Below are 17862 nucleotides of genomic sequence, written 5' to 3' on the forward strand. Positions count from 1 at the left end.
CCGGGGCCTCTTCCGGACGGGAGAGGCCCCGGGGTGACTCCCGGCCCCGGCGAGGGCCGGCCCTCAGTCCAGGTGGGTCGGCGCGAACATCCGCAGCAGCGCCGGGAGGACGACCACCGAGGGGCCGGGCGTGGCCAGGGCCTTGGCCAGATCCTCCTCCAGCGTCCCGGGGGTCGTCAGGACACCCGGGACGCCGAAGGACTCGGCAAGGGCCACGTAGTCCGGGCGGGACAGTTCCGTGGCGGTCGCCTGGCCGAAGGCGTCGGTCATGTACTCGCGCAGGATGCCGTAGCCGCCGTCGTCGACGATCAGCCAGGTGACGTCCAGGCCGTACTGCCGGGCCGTGGCGAGTTCGGCGATCGAGTACAGCGCGCCGCCGTCGCCGGAGACCGCGAGGACGGGGTGGGTGGGATCGGCCGCCGCCGCGCCCAGCGCCGCCGGGAATCCGTAGCCGAGACCGCCCGCGCCCTGGGCGGAGTGCATGGTGTTCTTTCCCCGCGGGTCGAAGGCCGACCACGCCCAGTACGCCAGGATCGTCATGTCCCAGAAGGACGGCGAACCGGCCGGCAGGGCCCGGCGGACGGATGCCAGCAGGTCCTGTTCCAGGGTGAGTTCCTGGGCGGCGATGCGCTCCGCCACCCGCGCGAGGACCGTGCTCACGCGCCCGGCCGCCGACGGGTCGGGGCGCTCCCCGACCGTCTCCAGAAGCGCGGACAGCGCGAGACGGGCGTCCGCGTGGATGCCCAGCGCCGGGTGGTTGGACTCCAGCTTGCCGAGGTCGGCCTCGATCTGGATCACCCGGCCGCGGGGCTTGAACGTGTGGTAGTTCGAGGACAGTTCACCGAGGCCCGAACCGACGACCAGCAGGACGTCCGCGTCCTCCAGGAAGTCCGTGGTGTGCCGGTCCTCCAGCCAGGACTGGAGCGAGAGCGGGTGGATCCAGGGAAAGGCGCCCTTGCCGCCGAACGTGGTGACGACCGGCGCGTTCAGCTTCTCCGCGAGGGACTTCAGCTTGCCGGACGCGTCCGACCGGACGACACCGCCGCCCGCGATGATCACGGGACGGGCCGCCGAGGACAGCAAGTGGGCCGCCAGCGCGGTCAGTTCGGGACGCGGGACGAGGTCCTCGGGGGTCGCGTCCATCGCCGTGACCTGGGGCAGAGAGGTCTCGGCGAGCAGGACGTCCTGCGGGATCTCCACCCACACCGGTCCGTGCGGGGCGGTCAGCGCCGACTCCCAGGCCGCCGCGATCGCGGAGGGGATCTGCGACTGCGTACGGACCGTGTGGACGGACTTGACGACACCCCTGAACGACGCCTGCTGGTCGGGGAGTTCGTGGAGATAGCCGTGGCGGCCGCCGCCGAGTCCCGCGGTCGGGACCTGGCTGCCAATGGCGAGGACCGGGGCCGAGGCGGCGCGCGCCTCCTGGAGCGCGGCGAGCGAGGTCAGCGCCCCGGGACCGGTGGACAGCAGCAGCGGCGCGGCCTCGCCGGTGATCCGGCCGTAGGCGTCCGCCGCGAAGCCCGCGTTGTTCTCGACGCGCAGTCCGATGTACCGGAGCGAGGAGCGGCGCAGCGCGTCGAACATGCCGAGCGCGTGCTGGCCCGGCAGCCCGAAGACGGTCGTCGCGCCGAGCCCGGAGAGGGTCTCCACGACCAGGTCTCCGCCGTTGCGGCCGGGGGGCGGGTTGAGCGCGGCCTCCGTCTGCGCCGCCGAGGGACGGAGAACCAGGTCGTGGTCGTGGGTCACTTGTTCCGGGCCTCCGCGATCTGGCGGGACATGATGGTGGTCAGTTCGTACGCGGTGTGCGACGCGGCCACGGCGGTGATCTCGGCGTGGTCGTACGCCGGGGCGACCTCGACGACGTCGGCCGAGACCAGGTTGCAGGACGAGAGTCCGCGCAGGATCTCCAGGAGCTCGCGGGAGGTCATGCCGCCCGCCTCCGGGGTGCCGGTGCCGGGCGCGTGCGCCGGGTCGAGGCAGTCGATGTCGATGGAGATGTAGAGCGGGCGGTTCCCGATGCGCTGGCGGAGCTGGTCGGCGACCTCGTCGGCGCCGCGGCGGTAGACGTCCGCCGAGGTGACGATGCCGAAGCCCATCTTCTCGTCGTCGGTGAGATCCTGCTTGCCGTACAGCGGGCCGCGGATGCCGACGTGGGAGAGCGCGGAGGTGTCGAGGATGCCCTCCTCGACGGCGCGGCGGAACGGGGTGCCGTGGGTGTACTCGGCGCCGAAGTAGGTGTCCCAGGTGTCGAGGTGCGCGTCGAAGTGGAGCAGTGCGACCGGGCCGTGCTTCTTGGCGACCGAGCGCAGCAGGGGCAGCGCGATGGTGTGGTCGCCGCCCAGGGTCATCAGGCGGGCTCCGGTGCCGAGCAGCTCGTCGGCGGCGGCCTCGACCGTCTCCACGGCCTCGTTGATGTTGAACGGGTTCGCCGCGATGTCACCGGCGTCCGCGACCTGCGCGAGGGCGAACGGGGAGGCGTCCTGCGCCGGGTTGTAGGGGCGCAGCAGCCGGGACGCCTCGCGGATCGCGTTGCCGCCGAAGCGGGCGCCCGGCCGGTACGAGACGCCGGAGTCGAACGGCACGCCGACGACGGCGACGTCGGTGGTGCCGACCTCGTCGAGGCGCGGCAGCCGGGCGAAGGTCGCGGGGCCGGCGTACCGCGGGACACGGGACGAGTCGACGGGGCCGCGGGGCGTCTCGTTGCTGCTCATGAGGTATTGCCTTCTTTCCTACGCCTGTCACACAAGTATGACCAGGCACGAGTGACACGACTCCTCGACGAGTTCCGGACCGGACCGGAACCCGTGCGGGTGTGCGCTGACGTGTCGCGCGGGGACACGGGCGGGCCGGCGACTGGTCACGAGGACAACCGCCGACGGCCGTCCGCACCCGCGACTGCGGGGTCGAGACCGACCCTAGGTGGCCGGAAAGCGGCTGCGAAGTGTACGTTTCATCCATTCGATCCGAACGGGATGGAGGAAGTATCCATCGTGCCAGACTCACCGCCACCGTCCGTCCCGGCCGTGTCCGTCCCGGCCGTGCCGCCGACCCCTCCGGTGCCGCTGTCGGCACTGCTGGCCCGCGAGGACCTGGCCCTGCGCCTGATCGCCGGGCCCGCGGAGCCCGACACGGTGATCCACTGGGCCCACACCTCGGAGATGGCCGACCCGTATCCGTACCTGCTGGGCGGCGAGCTGCTGCTGACAGCCGGGGTCCACGTGCCCGCCGCGGCCGGTCCCGGCGAGGACACCCCCGGCCCCGAGGACTACTTCGACGGCTACGTCTCCCGGATCGTCGCGGCGGGCGGCGCGGCCCTGGGGTTCGGCCTGGCGCCGGTCCACGACACCGTCCCGCCCGCCCTCGTCGCGGCCTGCGACACCTACGGGCTGCCGCTGCTGGAGGTCCCGCCCCGCACGACGTTCTCCGGCGTCGCCCGCGCGGTGTGGCAGCTCATGGCCCAGGCCCGGCTGGCCGAGCTGCGCCGGGTGACGGAGGCCCAGCAGAGTCTGGCGGCCGCCGCCGCCCGCCCGGATCCGGTGCCGGCGGTACTGCGGCAGCTGGCCCGGCGGGTGAACGGCTGGGCGGTGCTGTACGGCCCGGAGGGCACGGAGCTGGCCCGGGCCGGAACCGTCCCGCCGTCCCGAACGCCGGAGGCACCCCGGCCCGCCCCGGCCGCCCCCGCACCCCACCCGACCACGGCAAACCCGGCGACTCCCGGCAGCCCGACAGCTCCGGCCGACCCGGCGGGTCCGGGAAACCCGACGTCTCCCGGCAGCCCGACGACTCAGGCAGGCCCGCCGGCTGCCGGCAGCCCCGCGACTCCCGGCAGCCCGACAGCTCCGGCCGACCCCGCGAGTCCGGGGAACCCCGTGGGTCCGGGGAACCCGACAGCTCAGGCAGGCCCGGCAGGTCCGGGAAGCCCGGTGGCTCCCGGTGGTCCCGCGTCTGCGGCCGACCCGGCGGCTCGCGTCCCCCCGGTCCTTGGGGGGTCTCCCGATGACGTGCTCGGCGAGCTCGCCGGTGTCGTGCGGCCCCGTAAGGCCCAGGGCCCCGCACCGGCCTCGGCCACCGACACCGTGGGCGGTGTCCATCTCACGGCGTACGCGCTCGGCAGCGGCCAGGGTTTCGTCCTGGGCGTCGCCTCACCGCGGCGCGACCCCGGCGACCACACGATCGCCTCCGTCGCGTCCGTGCTGCTCTCCCTCCTCACCGGGGAGCACCAGAGCACGAGCGGGGCCGCGCGGTCGGCGGCCCTGGTACGGCTGCTGCTCGGGGCGGCACCCGAGGCGGTGGCCCCCCTTCTCGGCGGTGACCGGTGGGTGGTCGTGCACGCGCGCCCCGCCGGGGACGGCCCCGCCCCGGACGCCGTCTCCGCGTCCGCGCTGGCCGCCGCGCTGGGCTCCGCGCTGGTGGACGTCGGCGGCGAGGTCGTCCGCGTCCTCGTCCCCGGTGACCGCGTGCCCGCCGCGCAGCCGGGCTGGACCTGCGGGATCAGCGCGCCCGCGAGCCCGCACGGGTGGGCGGCCGCCGACACCCAGGCAGCCCGCGCGCTGGCCCGCGCCCGCGCCACCCGGGCGGCCCTGGTCCGGCACGGCGACCGTCCCGCGCTCGCCGACCTCGTCCCCCCGGCGGACGCCGAGGACCACGCCCAGACCCTCCTCGCCCCCGTCGCCGGGACTCCGGCCCTGACCGAGACACTGCGCACCTGGCTTTCCCTGCACGGCAGTTGGGACCGCACCGCGGTGGCCCTCTCCGTCCACCGCAACACCGTCCGCCAACGCATCGCCCGCTGCGCCGCGTTGCTGGACACGGACCTCGACGACCCGGACGTACGGATGGAGTTGTGGTTCGCGCTCAGGGAGGACGGGCCGCGGGGCACGCCGGACGGCCCCGCGGCCCGAACACCCGAGTGACGCACGTCCCAGCGACGGGGACGGCCGCACCCGGGGCCCGAGGGCACCGGCACAATGGTGGTATGCCGATACCCGGGACGCCCAGCCGCGCCGAACTCGTCGACCATCTCGTGAAGACCCGTATCGCGGGGGATGTCGCCACGCCCCGCGAGAACAACCTCTCCCACTACCGCAAGCTGGCGAACGGCGAGCGCAACTGGTGGCTCGGACTGGAACTCGGCGACCGCTGGGCCGACGAGCAGGACGTGCTCGCGGTGATGGCGGAGCGGGTCGGCGTCAACGACGACCCCGAGTACCGCTACGGCCAGGACACCATCGACCCCGAGCTGACCGTGGACGCGCTGGACCGTCTCGCGGGCCGGCTGCGCAAGGCGGCCGAGGACCGTCAGCGGGTGTTGTTCGCGACGGGTCACCCCGGCGGGCTGCTGGACGTGCACCGGGCCACGGCCGCCGCCCTGCGCGCCGCCGGCTGCGAGATCGTGGTGATCCCGGACGGCCTCCAGACGGACGAGGGCTACCTCATGCAGTTCGCGGACGTGGCGGTGCTGGAGCACGGCGCCACGCTGTGGCACACGCACTCGGGCGAGCCCATGCGCGCGATCCTCAACGGCCTGGAGCGGGAGGGCCGTCCGCTGCCCGACCTGGTCGTGGCCGACCACGGCTGGGCCGGTTTCGCGGGCCAGCGGGGCCTGGACTCCGTCGGATACGCCGACAGCAACGACCCGGCGCTCTTCCTCGCCGAGTCGGAGGGCACGCTCCAGGTCGTGGTCCCGCTCGACGACCACGTCCTCAGCCCGCGCCACTACGACCCGATGACGGCGTATCTGCTGAGAGAAGCGGGCCTGGCCTGAGCCCAGGGCCCCTCGGACACCGGCCCGGATCCCGGCGGCCGGTCCGGGGGCGCGCCCGGCGCGGACGGGCTCCTGGACGACGTTCGCCGTGCCGCGCCACCGGACCGCGCGGCGCGGGCTCCGCTCACGGCCAGGGATTCAGCCCCTCGGACCGCCGCTGGGTGTGGCCCGGTGTCGGGTCCAGGTACACCCTGCTCACCGAGGGGAGCACCGACCGGATCCGCTCCTCGGCCCGAGCGCGGCCGAGCCCTCCATGACGACGGCCTTGACCGCGGTGTCGGGGGCGCGCCGGAGGTAGGTCCGGAAGGGGGCGTCGACCCGGGCGCCCTCACCGCGTGTCTGCCGCAGTCCCGTCCGGAGGGAGAAGCCCTCCAGACAGAATGCGACGGCCAGCATGATGTACGACACCAGCGGGGCGCCAGGCTCCTCCCCGGCGACCAGGGTGTGGACGCCGTCGTAGATGGAGAAGACCGCGCCGCCGACGAAGGCGGCGAGCAGGGCCCAGATTTGACGCCCTCACCTGCCAGAGGGCAGGTGATTCCGGTCCGTACTGCTCCGCAGCACCACCATGGGTTCCTGTTTCACGGGCCTCCGCCGACCGGTGAAGGTCGGTCTTACGTGGCCTCCGCAGGCCTGACTTCCCGCCCGTCCGGCGGTAGGCCGGACAACTCTGTTGTCCGGCAAGGCGATCCTAGCCATGCCGCTGCGGCTCTCCGGGCCGCTATGAACAGGATGCCCTTCACCTTCACCCTGAAGGGTGGAGTACTGGGCAAGTGTTCGGTAGCGCTCGGGTCCGTAGCCGAGCGGATGGTCCCCGTCCGCCGGCTTCTCGCTCCGTTTCAGTGCCGTGAGCAGCAGCAGTTCCGTGACGGTGTCGGCGACGGAGTGGGCGGCCTCCGACAGCATCGCGCTGGAGCCGCTGATGACACCGGCGACCGCCTTGGCGACGGCGATCCCGAGATTGGCCGCGGCGGCGACGATCACCGTGAAGACGCTCTCGCCGCTGCCGGAGTCCTGCGCTGCGTCGGTCATGCCCCAGTCTTACCGGGCCACGCCTACCGGGGGACGCGAACCACGCCCTCCTGGATCACCGAGATGGCCAGCCGGCCGTCCTGGGTGTAGATGCGGGCCTGGCCGAGGCCCCGGCCGCCCGAGGCGGACGGCGACTCCTGGTCGTACAGCAGCCATTCGTCGGCGCGGAAGGGGCGGTGGAACCACATCGCGTGGTCGAGCGAGGCGCCGACGACGTCGCCGGTCACCCAGCCGCCGCGCCCGTGCGCGAGCAGGATGGAGTCGAGGAGCGTCATGTCCGAGACGTAGGTCGCGAGGACGACGTGCAGCAGCGGGTCGTCCGCGAGCTTGCCGTTGGTGCGGAACCACACCTGGGAGCGCGGCTCGCGGGCCTCGCCGACGGTGGCGTACGGCGGTGCGTCGACGTAGCGCAGATCGACGGACTCGCGGGCCTCCAGGATGCGCTCCACGACCTCGGCGTCGGTGAAGACGTCGGCGTACAGCGGAAGCAGTTCGGCGGCCGTGGGCAGCGTCTCCGGGTCGGGCGCGGGCGGCATCGGGGCCTGGTGCTCCATGCCCTCCTCGTACGTCTGGAAGGACGCGGAGAGGTGGAAGATCGGCTGTCCGTGCTGGACCGCGACCACCCTGCGGGTGGTGAAGGAGCGGCCGTCGCGGATGCGGTCCACGGAGTACACGATGGGTGCGCCGGGGTCGCCGATCCGCAGGAAGTACGCGTGCAGGGAGTGGGCGAGCCGGTCCTCGGGGACCGTGCGCCCGGCGGCGACCAGCGCCTGCGCCGCCACCTGTCCGCCGAAGACCCGGGGGACGACGGCGGACCGGGAACGGCCGCGGAAGATGTCCTCCTCGATCCGCTCGAGATCGAGCAGATCGAGGAGGGACTGAAGTGCCTCGCTCATAAGGCAGTTGTACCGCGCAGTCTTTTCGCGGGCCTTACAGGCCCATGTCCTTGGCGATGATCGTCTTCATGATCTCGCTGGTCCCGCCGTAGATGCGGTTGACCCGGTTGTCCGCGTACAGGCGGGCGATCGGGTACTCGTTCATGAAGCCGTAGCCGCCGTGGAGCTGGAGGCAGCGGTCGATGACGCGGTGCGCGACCTCGGTGCAGAACAGCTTGGCGCTGGCGGCCTCGGCCGGGGTCAGCTCACCGGCGTCGAGGGCCTCCAGGGCGCGGTCGGCGACGGCCTCGGCCGCGTCCACCTCGGCCTGGCAGGCGGCCAGCTCGAACTTGGTGTTCTGGAAGGAGGCGACCGACTTGCCGAAGACGGTGCGCTCCTGGACGTACTCCTTGGCGAACCGGACGGCGGCCTTGGCCTGCGCGTAGGCGCCGAAGGCGATGCCCCAGCGCTCGGAGGCGAGGTTGTGGCCGAGGTAGTAGAAGCCCTTGTTCTCCTCGCCGAGGAGGTCCTCGACGGGCACCTTCACGTCGACGAACGCCAGCTCGGCGGTGTCGGAGGTCCGCAGGCCGAGCTTGTCGAGCTTGCGGCCGATGGAGTAGCCCTCGGACTTGGTGTCCACGGCGAACAGGGAGATACCGAAGCGGCGGTCCTCGGCGGTGGGCGCGGAGGTGCGGGCGCAGACGATCACGCGGTCGGCGTGGACGCCACCGGTGATGAAGGTCTTGGAACCGTTGAGGACGTAGTGCGTGCCGTCCTCGGAGAGCTTGGCGGTGGTCTTCATGCCCGCGAGGTCGGAGCCGGTGCCCGGCTCGGTCATCGCGAGGGCCCACATCTCCTCGGCGCTGACGAACTTCGGCAGGAAGCGCTTCTTCTGCTCTTCGGTGGCGAGCGACTTGAGGTAGGGCAGGCCGAGCAGCACGTGCACACCCGAGCCGCCGAACTGGACACCGGCGCGCGCGGTCTCCTCGTACATCACGGCTTCGAACTTGTACGAGTCGATGCCGGCGCCGCCGAACTCCTCGTCCACGCGGATGCCGAAGACGCCGAGCTCGGCGAGCTTGTAGTAGAAGTCGCGCGGCGCCTGGCCGGCGGCGAACCACTCGTCGTAGACCGGGACGACCTCGGCCTCGATGAAGGCGCGCAGGGTCTCCCGGAACGCCTCGTGGTCCTCGTTGAACACAGTACGGCGCACCGCCGCCACCTCCGCCTGGATACCTGGGGTTATTTCTAAGCGCTTGCTCAGATACGAGGTTACCCGTCGGTCACGAGCGCCGTCCAGGGGTCGCCCCCCGAGACGCTCGTCACGCCCCGGGCGTCACGGGAACCACGGGAACCTCAGAGACCACGATGGCTGCCTCGGGAACCGTGGCCGCCGCGCCGAAGGCCCCCCGCGCCATCCGGTGCAGCAGCTCGGCGGTCCCCGCGCGCCCCGGGAGCGCGCCCGGCCGCCCCAGGTGGGGGGTCGAGTTCAGCAGACCGAAGACCGAGTGCACGGACGAACGGGCCGCAGGCTCGGTGAGCTCCGGGTACACGTCACGGACCACCTGCACCCACAGCTCGACGTACTGGCGCTGGAGCTGGCGCACGAGCTTGCGGTCGCTGTCCCGCAGGCGGTCCAGCTCGCGGTCGTGCAGGGTGATCAGAGGGCGGTCGTCGAGCGCGAAGTCGATGTGCCCCTCGATGAGCGAGTCGAGGAGCGTCTCCGCGCCCCCGTCGGCCTCCGCCACCCGGCGCCTGCCGCCCGTGAGCAGCTGCCCACTGATCCCCACCAGCAGTTCGGCGAGCATCGCGTCCTTGCCGGCGAAGTGCCGGTAGAGACCGGGGCCGCTGATACCGACCGCCGCTCCTATCTCATCCACTCCCACGCCGTGGAAACCGCGCTCGGCGAAGAGCCGGGCGGCTTCCCTGAGGATCTGCTCGCGCCGGGTGGGGGCGTCTGTTCTGGTGGCCATGAAATCAATTCTAGACAGGCGGGTTAGCGGTCGTTAACCTGAAGGAGTTGCGTTAACGCTCATTAACTGGTCGATCACCTGGTGAGGGGACCGCAGGATGCAAGAGGCACCGGAGCTGACGAGCGCGGCAGACCCCGCGTCGGAGGCCTGGAGGGCCAACGAGGCGGCACACCGCGCGCTGGGCGAGGAGCTGCGCCACAAGCTGGCCGCGGCGCGGCTCGGCGGCGGCGAGAAGGCACGCGCGCGGCACACCGCGCGCGGCAAGCTGCTGCCCCGCGACCGTGTGGACGCCCTGCTCGACCCCGGCTCCCCGTTCCTGGAGCTGGCGCCGCTCGCCGCCGACGGGATGTACGACGGGGCGGCCCCGGCCGCCGGTGTCATCGCCGGGATCGGCCGGGTGAGCGGGCGCGAGTGCGTGATCGTCGCCAACGACGCCACCGTCAAGGGCGGCACGTACTACCCGATGACGGTGAAGAAGCACCTGCGCGCCCAGGAGGTGGCGCTGGAGAACCGTCTGCCCTGTCTGTATCTCGTCGACTCCGGAGGCGCCTTCCTGCCCATGCAGGACGAGGTGTTCCCCGACCGCGAGCACTTCGGGCGGATCTTCTACAACCAGGCGCGGATGTCCGGCGCCGGGATCCCGCAGATCGCGGCCGTTCTCGGCTCCTGCACGGCCGGCGGCGCGTATGTGCCGGCGATGAGCGACGAGGCCGTGATCGTCCGCAACCAGGGGACGATCTTCCTGGGCGGGCCCCCTCTGGTGAAGGCCGCCACCGGTGAGGTGGTGACCGCCGAGGAACTGGGCGGCGGCGAGGTCCACTCCAGGATCTCCGGCGTCACCGACCACCTCGCCGAGGACGACGCGCACGCGCTGCGGATCGTGCGCACCATCGTCGCCACACTCCCCGCGCGCGGGAAGCTCCCCTGGGAGGTCACCGCGGCGGCGGAGCCCAAGGTCGACCCGTACGGGCTGTACGGCGCGGTGCCGGTCGACTCCCGCACCCCCTACGACGTACGCGAGGTCATCGCGCGCGTGGTCGACGGCTCGCGCTTCGCCGAGTTCAAGGCCGAGTTCGGGCAGACCCTGGTCACCGGCTTCGCCCGGATCCACGGGCACCCGGTCGGGATCGTCGCCAACAACGGCATCCTGTTCTCCGAGTCCGCCCAGAAGGGCGCCCACTTCATCGAGCTGTGCGACCAGCGCGGCATCCCGCTGGTGTTCCTGCAGAACATCTCCGGGTTCATGGTGGGCCGCCAGTACGAGGCCGGCGGCATCGCCAAGCACGGCGCGAAGATGGTGACGGCCGTCGCCTGCACCCGCGTGCCGAAGCTGACCGTCGTGATCGGCGGCTCGTACGGCGCGGGCAACTACTCCATGTGCGGCCGGGCGTACTCGCCGCGCTTCCTGTGGATGTGGCCCGGCGCCAAGATCTCCGTGATGGGCGGCGAGCAGGCCTCCTCGGTCCTCGCGACCGTCAAGCGCGACCAGATCGAGGCGCGCGGCGAGTCCTGGCCGGCCGCGGACGAAGAGGACTTCAAGGACCCGATCCGCCGGCAGTACGAGCAGCAGGGCAACGCCTACTACGCGAGCGCCCGGCTCTGGGACGACGGAGTGATCGACCCGATGGAGACCCGGCAGGTCCTCGGACTCGCCTTGACCGCCTGCGCCAACGCGCCCCTGGGTGACCCCCAGTTCGGCGTCTTCCGGATGTGAGGGGACCCATGTTCGACACAGTGCTTGTGGCCAACCGGGGTGAGATCGCCGTACGCGTCATCCGCACCCTGCGCGCGCTCGGCGTGCGCTCGGTGGCCGTCTTCTCGGACGCGGACGCGGACGCCCGGCACGTCCGGGAGGCCGACACGGCGGTGCGGATCGGACCGGCGCCCGCGTCTCAGAGCTATCTGTCGGTGGAGCGGCTGCTGGAGGCGGCGGCCCGCACCGGCGCCCAGGCGGTGCACCCGGGGTACGGCTTCCTCGCCGAGAACGCCGCCTTCGCGCGGGCCTGCGCGGAGGCCGGGCTGGTCTTCATCGGCCCGTCCGCCGAGGCGATCTCCCTGATGGGCGACAAGATCCGCGCCAAGGAGACGGTGAAGGCGGCCGGGGTCCCGGTCGTCCCCGGCTCCTCGGGCAGCGGTCTGACGGACGCGGAGCTGATCGCGGCCGCCCGTGAGATCGGCGTCCCGGTGCTCCTGAAGCCGAGCGCGGGCGGTGGCGGCAAGGGCATGCGCCTGGTGCGGGACATCGGGGTCCTGGCCGACGAGATCGCCGCCGCCCGGCGTGAGGCGCGGGCCTCCTTCGGCGACGACACGCTTCTCGTCGAGCGCTGGGTCGACCGGCCCCGGCACATCGAGATCCAGGTCCTGGCGGACGGGCACGGCAACGTCGTGCACCTGGGCGAGCGCGAGTGCTCCCTCCAGCGCCGCCACCAGAAGATCATCGAGGAGGCGCCCAGTGTGCTCCTCGACGACGCCACCCGCGCCGCGATGGGAGAGGCGGCCGTCCAGGCGGCCCGCTCCTGCGGCTACCGGGGCGCGGGCACGGTGGAGTTCATCGTCCCCGGCGGCGACCCGTCCTCGTACTACTTCATGGAGATGAACACCCGCCTCCAGGTGGAGCACCCGGTCACCGAGCTGGTCACGGGCCTCGACCTCGTCGAGTGGCAGCTGCGGGTCGCCGCCGGCGAGCACCTGCCGTACGCGCAGGAGGACATCAGCCTCACCGGGCACGCGGTGGAGGCCCGGATCTGCGCCGAGGACCCGGCGCGCGGCTTCCTCCCCTCCGGGGGCACCGTGCTCGCGCTGCACGAGCCGCAGGGCGACGGGGTGCGCACCGACTCGGGCCTGACGGAGGGCACCGAGGTCGGCAGCCTCTACGACCCGATGCTCTCCAAGGTCATCGCGTACGGCCCCGACCGCCCGACGGCGCTGCGCCGGCTCCGGGCCGCCCTCGCCGACACGGTCACCCTGGGCGTCCAGACGAACGCGGGCTTCCTGCGCCGTCTGCTGGCCCACCCGGACGTGGTGGCCGGCGACCTGGACACCGGTCTGGTCGAGCGGGAGGCGGAGGGCCTGGTCCCGGACGGGGTGCCCGAGGAGGTGTACGAGGCGGCGGCGGCCGTCCGGCTCGCCGCCCTGGCGCCTGCGGGCGAGGGCTGGACCGACCCGTTCTCGGTGCCGAGCGGCTGGCGGCTCGGCGGCACGCCGAAGCCGGTCGGCTTCTGCCTGCGCGTCCTCGACCCCGTGGAGTACACCCCGCGCGGCACCCACACGGTCACCGCCGACCGGGTCGCGGTGACGCTCGACGGGGTGCGGCACACCTTCCACCGCGCCGCCGACTGGATCGGCCGCGACGGCGACGCCTGGCACGTGCGCGATCACGACCCGGTGGCCGCGTCGCTCACCGGAGCCGCGCACGCCGGTGCCGACTCGCTGACCGCGCCCATGCCCGGCACGGTGACCGTCGTGAAGGTCGCCGTCGGCGACGAGGTGGCCGCCGGACAGAGCCTGCTCGTGGTCGAGGCGATGAAGATGGAGCACGTCATCTCCGCGCCGCACGCCGGGACCGTCAGCGAACTGGACGTCACACCGGGCACCACCGTCGCCATGGACCAGATCCTGGCGGTCATCACCCCCGTGGAGGAGGCGGAGACGGCATGAGCACTTCCGAACTGGGCCTGCCGATGGCCGTACCGGCGCAGGACCTGCCCGCGCGGGTGCGGATCTACGAGGTCGGCGCGCGCGACGGGCTCCAGAACGAGAAGGCGACCGTACCGACCGAGGTGAAGGCGGAGTTCATCCGGCGCCTCGCGGACTCGGGGCTGACCACGATCGAGGCGACCAGCTTCGTCCACCCCAGGTGGGTTCCCCAACTGGCCGACGCGGAACAGCTGTTCCCGCAGGTGGCCGACCTGCCGGTGGCGCTTCCGGTGCTGGTGCCGAACGAACGCGGGCTGGAGCGGGCGCTGGCGCTCGGCGCCCGGCACGTGGCGGTCTTCGCCAGCGCGACGGAGTCCTTCGCGAAGGCCAACCTCAACCGGACGGTCGACGAGTCGCTCGCCATGTTCGAGCCGGTGGTGAGCCGCGCGAAGGACGCCGGCCGCGCGGTCCGCGGCTATGTCTCGATGTGCTTCGGCGACCCGTGGGAGGGGCCCGTCCCGGTCCATCAGGTCGTCCGCGTGTGCAAGGCGCTGAGGGACATGGGCTGTGACGAGCTGAGCCTCGGCGACACGATCGGCGTGGCGACTCCGGGCCATGTGCAGGCCCTGCTCGCCGAGCTGAACGAGGAGGGCGTGCCCACCAGCGCGCTCGGCGTGCACTTCCACGACACCTACGGCCAGGCGCTCTCCAACACCCTGGCCGCTCTCCAGCACGGCGTCGCCACCGTCGACGCCTCCGCGGGCGGCCTCGGCGGCTGCCCGTACGCGAAGTCCGCGACGGGCAACCTCGCGACGGAAGACCTCGTATGGATGCTCCAAGGCCTCGGTATCGACACCGGGGTCGACCTCGGCCGCCTCACCGCCACAAGCGTGTGGATGGCCGGACAACTGGGCCGACCCAGCCCGTCCCGCACCGTCAAAGCACTCGGTAAAACGACTCAGTCCCACCAGGAGTGATCCGCATGTCCCTGGACCACCGTCTCTCCCCCGAACTCGAAGAACTCCGCCGTACGGTCGAGGCGTTCGCCCACGACGTCGTGGCGCCGAAGATCGGCGACTTCTACGAGCGGCACGAGTTCCCGTACGAGATCGTGCGGGAGATGGGCCGCATGGGCCTGTTCGGGCTGCCGTTCCCCGAGGAGTACGGCGGCATGGGCGGCGACTACCTCGCGCTCGGCATCGTTCTGGAGGAGCTGGCCCGGGTCGACTCCTCCGTGGCCATCACCCTGGAGGCGGGCGTCTCGCTGGGCGCCATGCCGATCCACCTCTTCGGCACCGAGGAGCAGAAGCGGGAGTGGCTCCCCCGGCTCTGCTCCGGCGAGATCCTGGGCGCCTTCGGCCTGACCGAGCCGGACGGCGGCTCGGACGCGGGCGCGACCCGTACGACGGCGCGCCTCGACCCCGAGACGAACGAGTGGGTCATCAACGGCAGCAAGTGCTTCATCACCAACTCCGGCACCGACATCACGGGCCTGGTGACGGTCACCGCGGTCACCGGCCGCAAGCCCGACGGCAAGCCGCTGATCTCGGCCATCATCGTCCCCTCCGGCACCCCGGGCTTCACGGTCGCGGCCCCGTACTCGAAGGTCGGCTGGAACGCCTCCGACACCCGTGAGCTGTCCTTCGCGGACGTGCGGGTCCCGGCGGCCAACCTGCTCGGCGAGGAGGGCCGCGGCTACGCGCAGTTCCTGCGCATCCTGGACGAGGGCCGCATCGCCATCGCGGCGCTGGCCACGGGACTCGCGCAGGGCTGTGTCGACGAGTCGGTCAAGTACGCCCAGGAGCGGCACGCGTTCGGACGCCCGATCGGCGCCAACCAGGCGATCCAGTTCAAGATCGCCGACATGGAGATGAAGGCCCACATGGCCCGCGTGGGCTGGCGCGACGCCGCGTCCCGTCTCGTGGCGGGCGAGCCCTTCAAGAAGGAGGCGGCCATCGCCAAGCTGTACTCCTCCACGATCGCCGTCGACAACGCCCGTGAGGCCACCCAGGTCCACGGCGGCTACGGCTTCATGAACGAGTACCCGGTCGCCCGCATGTGGCGCGACTCCAAGATCCTGGAGATCGGCGAGGGTACGAGCGAGGTCCAGCGGATGCTGATCGCCCGGGAGCTGGGGCTCACGGGCTGATCCCGGCACCGTGCCCGCGGCTCCCGGACACCACCGGGGGCCGCGGGACGTGGGGCGCACGGCCGGACGTCTGGTCCGGATCTGGTCTGCTGAGGTCAGGTCAGGTCAGGTCGGAGCGCAGTCGGCCCGCGGCCACCCGCGTCCGCCCGCCGTCGCCCCTCCACGTCTTACGGCCCATCAACTCTTGCTGGAACAAGGGTTGTTGAAGTGCTTCGAGAGACGGTGAAGGGAGATCGACAACCGATATCGGCAGGCGTGCACGCCGGCCTGCGACACGGCGAGTCCGGCACCCGGGCCCGGCGGCGGCACCCGCCCTCTGGACACGAGCTGAGGTTAGGCTAACCTACCTTCGAACGAGTCCGGCGGGCGCTCCCGCCCCGTGTCGAAAGCAGCCACACTCATGCCCAACGCCCGTGCCACCCGCCTCTCCCGTCGCGGCGTCCTCGCCGCCGGCGGCGCCCTCGGCCTCGGCGCCGTCCTCGCCGCCTGTGGCGACGACGACGCTTCGAAAAACGGTGGCTCGGAGTCGACGAAGGCCGCCGCGAAGTCCGGCCCGTGGACGTTCAAGGACGACCGCGGCACGACCGTGAAGCTGGACAAGACCCCGGCGAACATCGTCGCCTTCACCGGTGTCGCCGCCGCCCTGTTCGACTACGGCGTCGAGGTCAAGGGCGTCTTCGGCCCGACCACGACCAAGGACGGCAAGGCCGATGTCCAGGCCGGCGACATGGACGTCAGTAAGCTGACGGTCCTCGGCAACGAGTGGGGCCAGTTCAACATCGAGAAGTACGCGGGTCTCGCCCCCGACGTGCTGATCTCCACGATGTTCGACACCGCGGGCACCCTCTGGTACGTCCCCGAGGAGTCCAAGGACAAGATCCTCAAGCTCGCGCCGAGCGTCGGCATCTCCGTCTACGACCGTCAGATGCCGCAGTCCCTGGAGCGGATGTACGCGCTGGCCGAGTCCCTCGGCGCCGACGTGAAGTCCGCGAAGACCGTCGAGGCGAAGAAGAAGTTCGAGGCCGCCGCCGAGCGGCTGCGCAAGGCCGCCAAGGCGCGCCCGGAGATCAAGGTGCTGGCCGGCTCCGCGAGCCAGGACATCTTCTACGTCTCCGGCTCCAACCTCTCCATCGACCTGGAGTACTTCAAGGCGCTCGGCGTGAACATCGTCGAGCCCTCCGCCAAGGCCCTGAAGGCCAGTGGCGGCTGGTTCGAGAACCTGAGCTGGGAGAACGTCGACAAGTACCCGGCCGACATCATCATCATGGACGACCGCAGCGCGACCATCCAGCCGGCCGACATCACCGAGGCCACCTGGAAGAAGCTGCCCGCCGTCAAGGCCGGCCAGGTCATCGCCCGCACGCCCGAGGCGATCCTGTCGTACGACAAGTGCACCCCGATCATCGAGCGCCTCGCCGAAGCCATCGAGAACGCCAAGAAGGTCGCCTGACACCCTCCGCGGTGACCACCTGACGATCACTCAGGAGTGCACATGACGACGGCCGTAGCCGCCCCGTTCCGTTTCTTCACCCTCCGGGTCGTACGGACGAGGCGGCTCGGCCCGTCTCTGCTCCGGGTGACCTTCGGCGGACCCGACCTGGTGGACTTCCACTCCGACGGGCGGGACCAGTCCCTGTCGCTGTTCCTCCCGCACCCCGGCCAGAGCGAGCCGGCCGTGCCGATCGAACTCGGCGACGGCTGGTGGCAGGGCTGGCGCGAACTGCCCGACGACGTACGGGCGGTGATGCGCTCGTACACCCTGCGCGAACTGCGCCGCGATCCCGACGAGATCGACATCGACTTCGCGCTGCACGGCCTGGAGCCGGGTGCGGCCGTCCCCGCCGGGCCCGCCGCGCGCTGGGCGTCCGGCGCGCGGGCCGGTGACCGTGTCGTGCTGCTCGGGCCCGCCATGGCGGACAACCGGGCCATCCGCTTCAGGCCGCCCGCGGACACCGACCTGGTGGTCCTGTGGGGCGACGAGACGGCCCTTCCCGCCGCCTCGGCCATCCTCGAATCGCTGCCGGCGGGGCTGCGTGTCCGCGCCTGGCTGGAGGTCCACCACGCCGCCGACATCCAGGATCTGGTGACCTCGGCCGACGCCGAGATCACCTGGCTCGTACGGGACGAACTCACCGCCGGGAGTCACCCGTCGGCTCTCGACACGCTGCGGAACGACCGACTCCCGTCGGCCCGGGCCCCGTACGCCTGGATCGCGGGTGAGTCCGGCCGCGTGAAGGAGCTGCGCCGCCATCTCGTGGGCGAGCGCGGCATCGACCGCAGGCGGGTCACCTTCGTGGGCTACTGGCGGCAGGGCCTGAGCGAGGAACAACTGCGGGAGCAGGGCGAGTAGTTCGCGGGCACCCGCAGGCGCCTCCCGGCAGTCCGGACCGAGGCGTGCGTCACGAAAGACCAGGTGGGGCGGGGTCGCAC

At 72.1% G+C, this 17862-nt stretch carries 13 protein-coding genes and 2 pseudogenes; 8 read left to right on the top strand and 7 right to left on the bottom strand.

What is annotated here, in order from left to right; translation table 11 throughout:
• Positions 1–63 precede the first annotated feature (63 nt).
• A complete protein-coding gene (locus OG410_RS16205) occupies positions 64–1749 on the bottom strand; it encodes a thiamine pyrophosphate-binding protein (RefSeq protein WP_329299813.1) in 1686 nt (561 codons plus the stop codon).
• On the bottom strand, positions 1746–2714 hold the full coding sequence (speB, locus tag OG410_RS16210; protein WP_326787619.1) for an agmatinase: 969 nt from the start codon (positions 2712–2714) through the stop codon (positions 1746–1748). The genes OG410_RS16205 and speB overlap by 4 nt, the downstream gene beginning before the upstream one ends.
• A 261-nt stretch (positions 2715–2975) precedes the next feature.
• Here speB and OG410_RS16215 point away from each other — a divergent pair, with 261 nt between their 5' ends.
• Complete coding sequence (locus tag OG410_RS16215; RefSeq protein WP_329299814.1) at positions 2976–4916, top strand: PucR family transcriptional regulator ligand-binding domain-containing protein; 1941 nt, start codon at positions 2976–2978, stop codon at positions 4914–4916.
• A 62-nt stretch (positions 4917–4978) separates the two neighbouring features.
• Entirely contained in the window at positions 4979–5767 is a 789-nt protein-coding gene (locus OG410_RS16220) for a phosphatase (RefSeq protein ID WP_329299815.1), read from the top strand.
• 234 nt (positions 5768–6001) lie between these two features.
• On the opposite strand, the pseudogene OG410_RS16225 reads toward OG410_RS16220, so the two are convergent.
• From OG410_RS16225 to OG410_RS16245, 5 genes and pseudogenes are all read right to left on the bottom strand, one after another.
• Positions 6002–6274: pseudogene (locus tag OG410_RS16225) on the bottom strand (cation transporter); the annotation flags it as partial.
• A 240-nt stretch (positions 6275–6514) separates the two neighbouring features.
• Positions 6515–6799 (bottom strand): annotated as a pseudogene (locus OG410_RS16230) (cation diffusion facilitator family transporter); the annotation flags it as partial.
• A 23-nt stretch (positions 6800–6822) separates the two neighbouring features.
• The gene (gene tesB / locus OG410_RS16235; RefSeq protein ID WP_328452203.1) at positions 6823–7695 is read right to left on the bottom strand and encodes an acyl-CoA thioesterase II; all 873 of its coding nucleotides are present in this window, start codon (positions 7693–7695) and stop codon (positions 6823–6825) included.
• A gap of 34 nt (positions 7696–7729) precedes the next feature.
• On the bottom strand, positions 7730–8887 hold the full coding sequence (locus OG410_RS16240) for an acyl-CoA dehydrogenase family protein (protein ID WP_329299816.1): 1158 nt from the start codon (positions 8885–8887) through the stop codon (positions 7730–7732).
• Between the two features lie 109 nt (positions 8888–8996).
• Positions 8997–9647, bottom strand: coding sequence for an SACE_7040 family transcriptional regulator (locus OG410_RS16245; protein ID WP_329299817.1), 651 nt, complete (start codon positions 9645–9647; stop codon positions 8997–8999).
• A 97-nt stretch (positions 9648–9744) separates the two neighbouring features.
• Here OG410_RS16245 and OG410_RS16250 point away from each other — a divergent pair, with 97 nt between their 5' ends.
• The 6 genes from OG410_RS16250 (at position 9745) to OG410_RS16275 (ending at position 17782) form a co-directional block, all read left to right on the top strand.
• A complete protein-coding gene (locus OG410_RS16250) occupies positions 9745–11361 on the top strand; it encodes a carboxyl transferase domain-containing protein (RefSeq protein ID WP_329299818.1) in 1617 nt (538 codons plus the stop codon).
• An 8-nt stretch (positions 11362–11369) separates the two neighbouring features.
• Complete coding sequence (locus OG410_RS16255; protein WP_329299819.1) at positions 11370–13304, top strand: acetyl/propionyl/methylcrotonyl-CoA carboxylase subunit alpha; 1935 nt, start codon at positions 11370–11372, stop codon at positions 13302–13304.
• Positions 13301–14260: a hydroxymethylglutaryl-CoA lyase gene (locus OG410_RS16260; protein ID WP_329299820.1), complete on the top strand. Its 960-nt coding sequence runs from the start codon at positions 13301–13303 to the stop codon at positions 14258–14260. Before OG410_RS16255 ends, OG410_RS16260 begins: the two co-directional genes overlap by 4 nt.
• An 11-nt stretch (positions 14261–14271) precedes the next feature.
• On the top strand, positions 14272–15432 hold the full coding sequence (locus OG410_RS16265; RefSeq protein WP_329304141.1) for an acyl-CoA dehydrogenase family protein: 1161 nt from the start codon (positions 14272–14274) through the stop codon (positions 15430–15432).
• Between the two features lie 400 nt (positions 15433–15832).
• Positions 15833–16882, top strand: coding sequence for an ABC transporter substrate-binding protein (locus OG410_RS16270; RefSeq protein ID WP_329299821.1), 1050 nt, complete (start codon positions 15833–15835; stop codon positions 16880–16882).
• 42 nt (positions 16883–16924) lie between these two features.
• Positions 16925–17782: a siderophore-interacting protein gene (locus OG410_RS16275; protein WP_329299822.1), complete on the top strand. Its 858-nt coding sequence runs from the start codon at positions 16925–16927 to the stop codon at positions 17780–17782.
• Positions 17783–17862: the final 80 nt, after the last annotated feature.

The organism is Streptomyces sp. NBC_00659, from assembly GCF_036226925.1.
Lineage (GTDB): Bacteria > Actinomycetota > Actinomycetes > Streptomycetales > Streptomycetaceae > Streptomyces.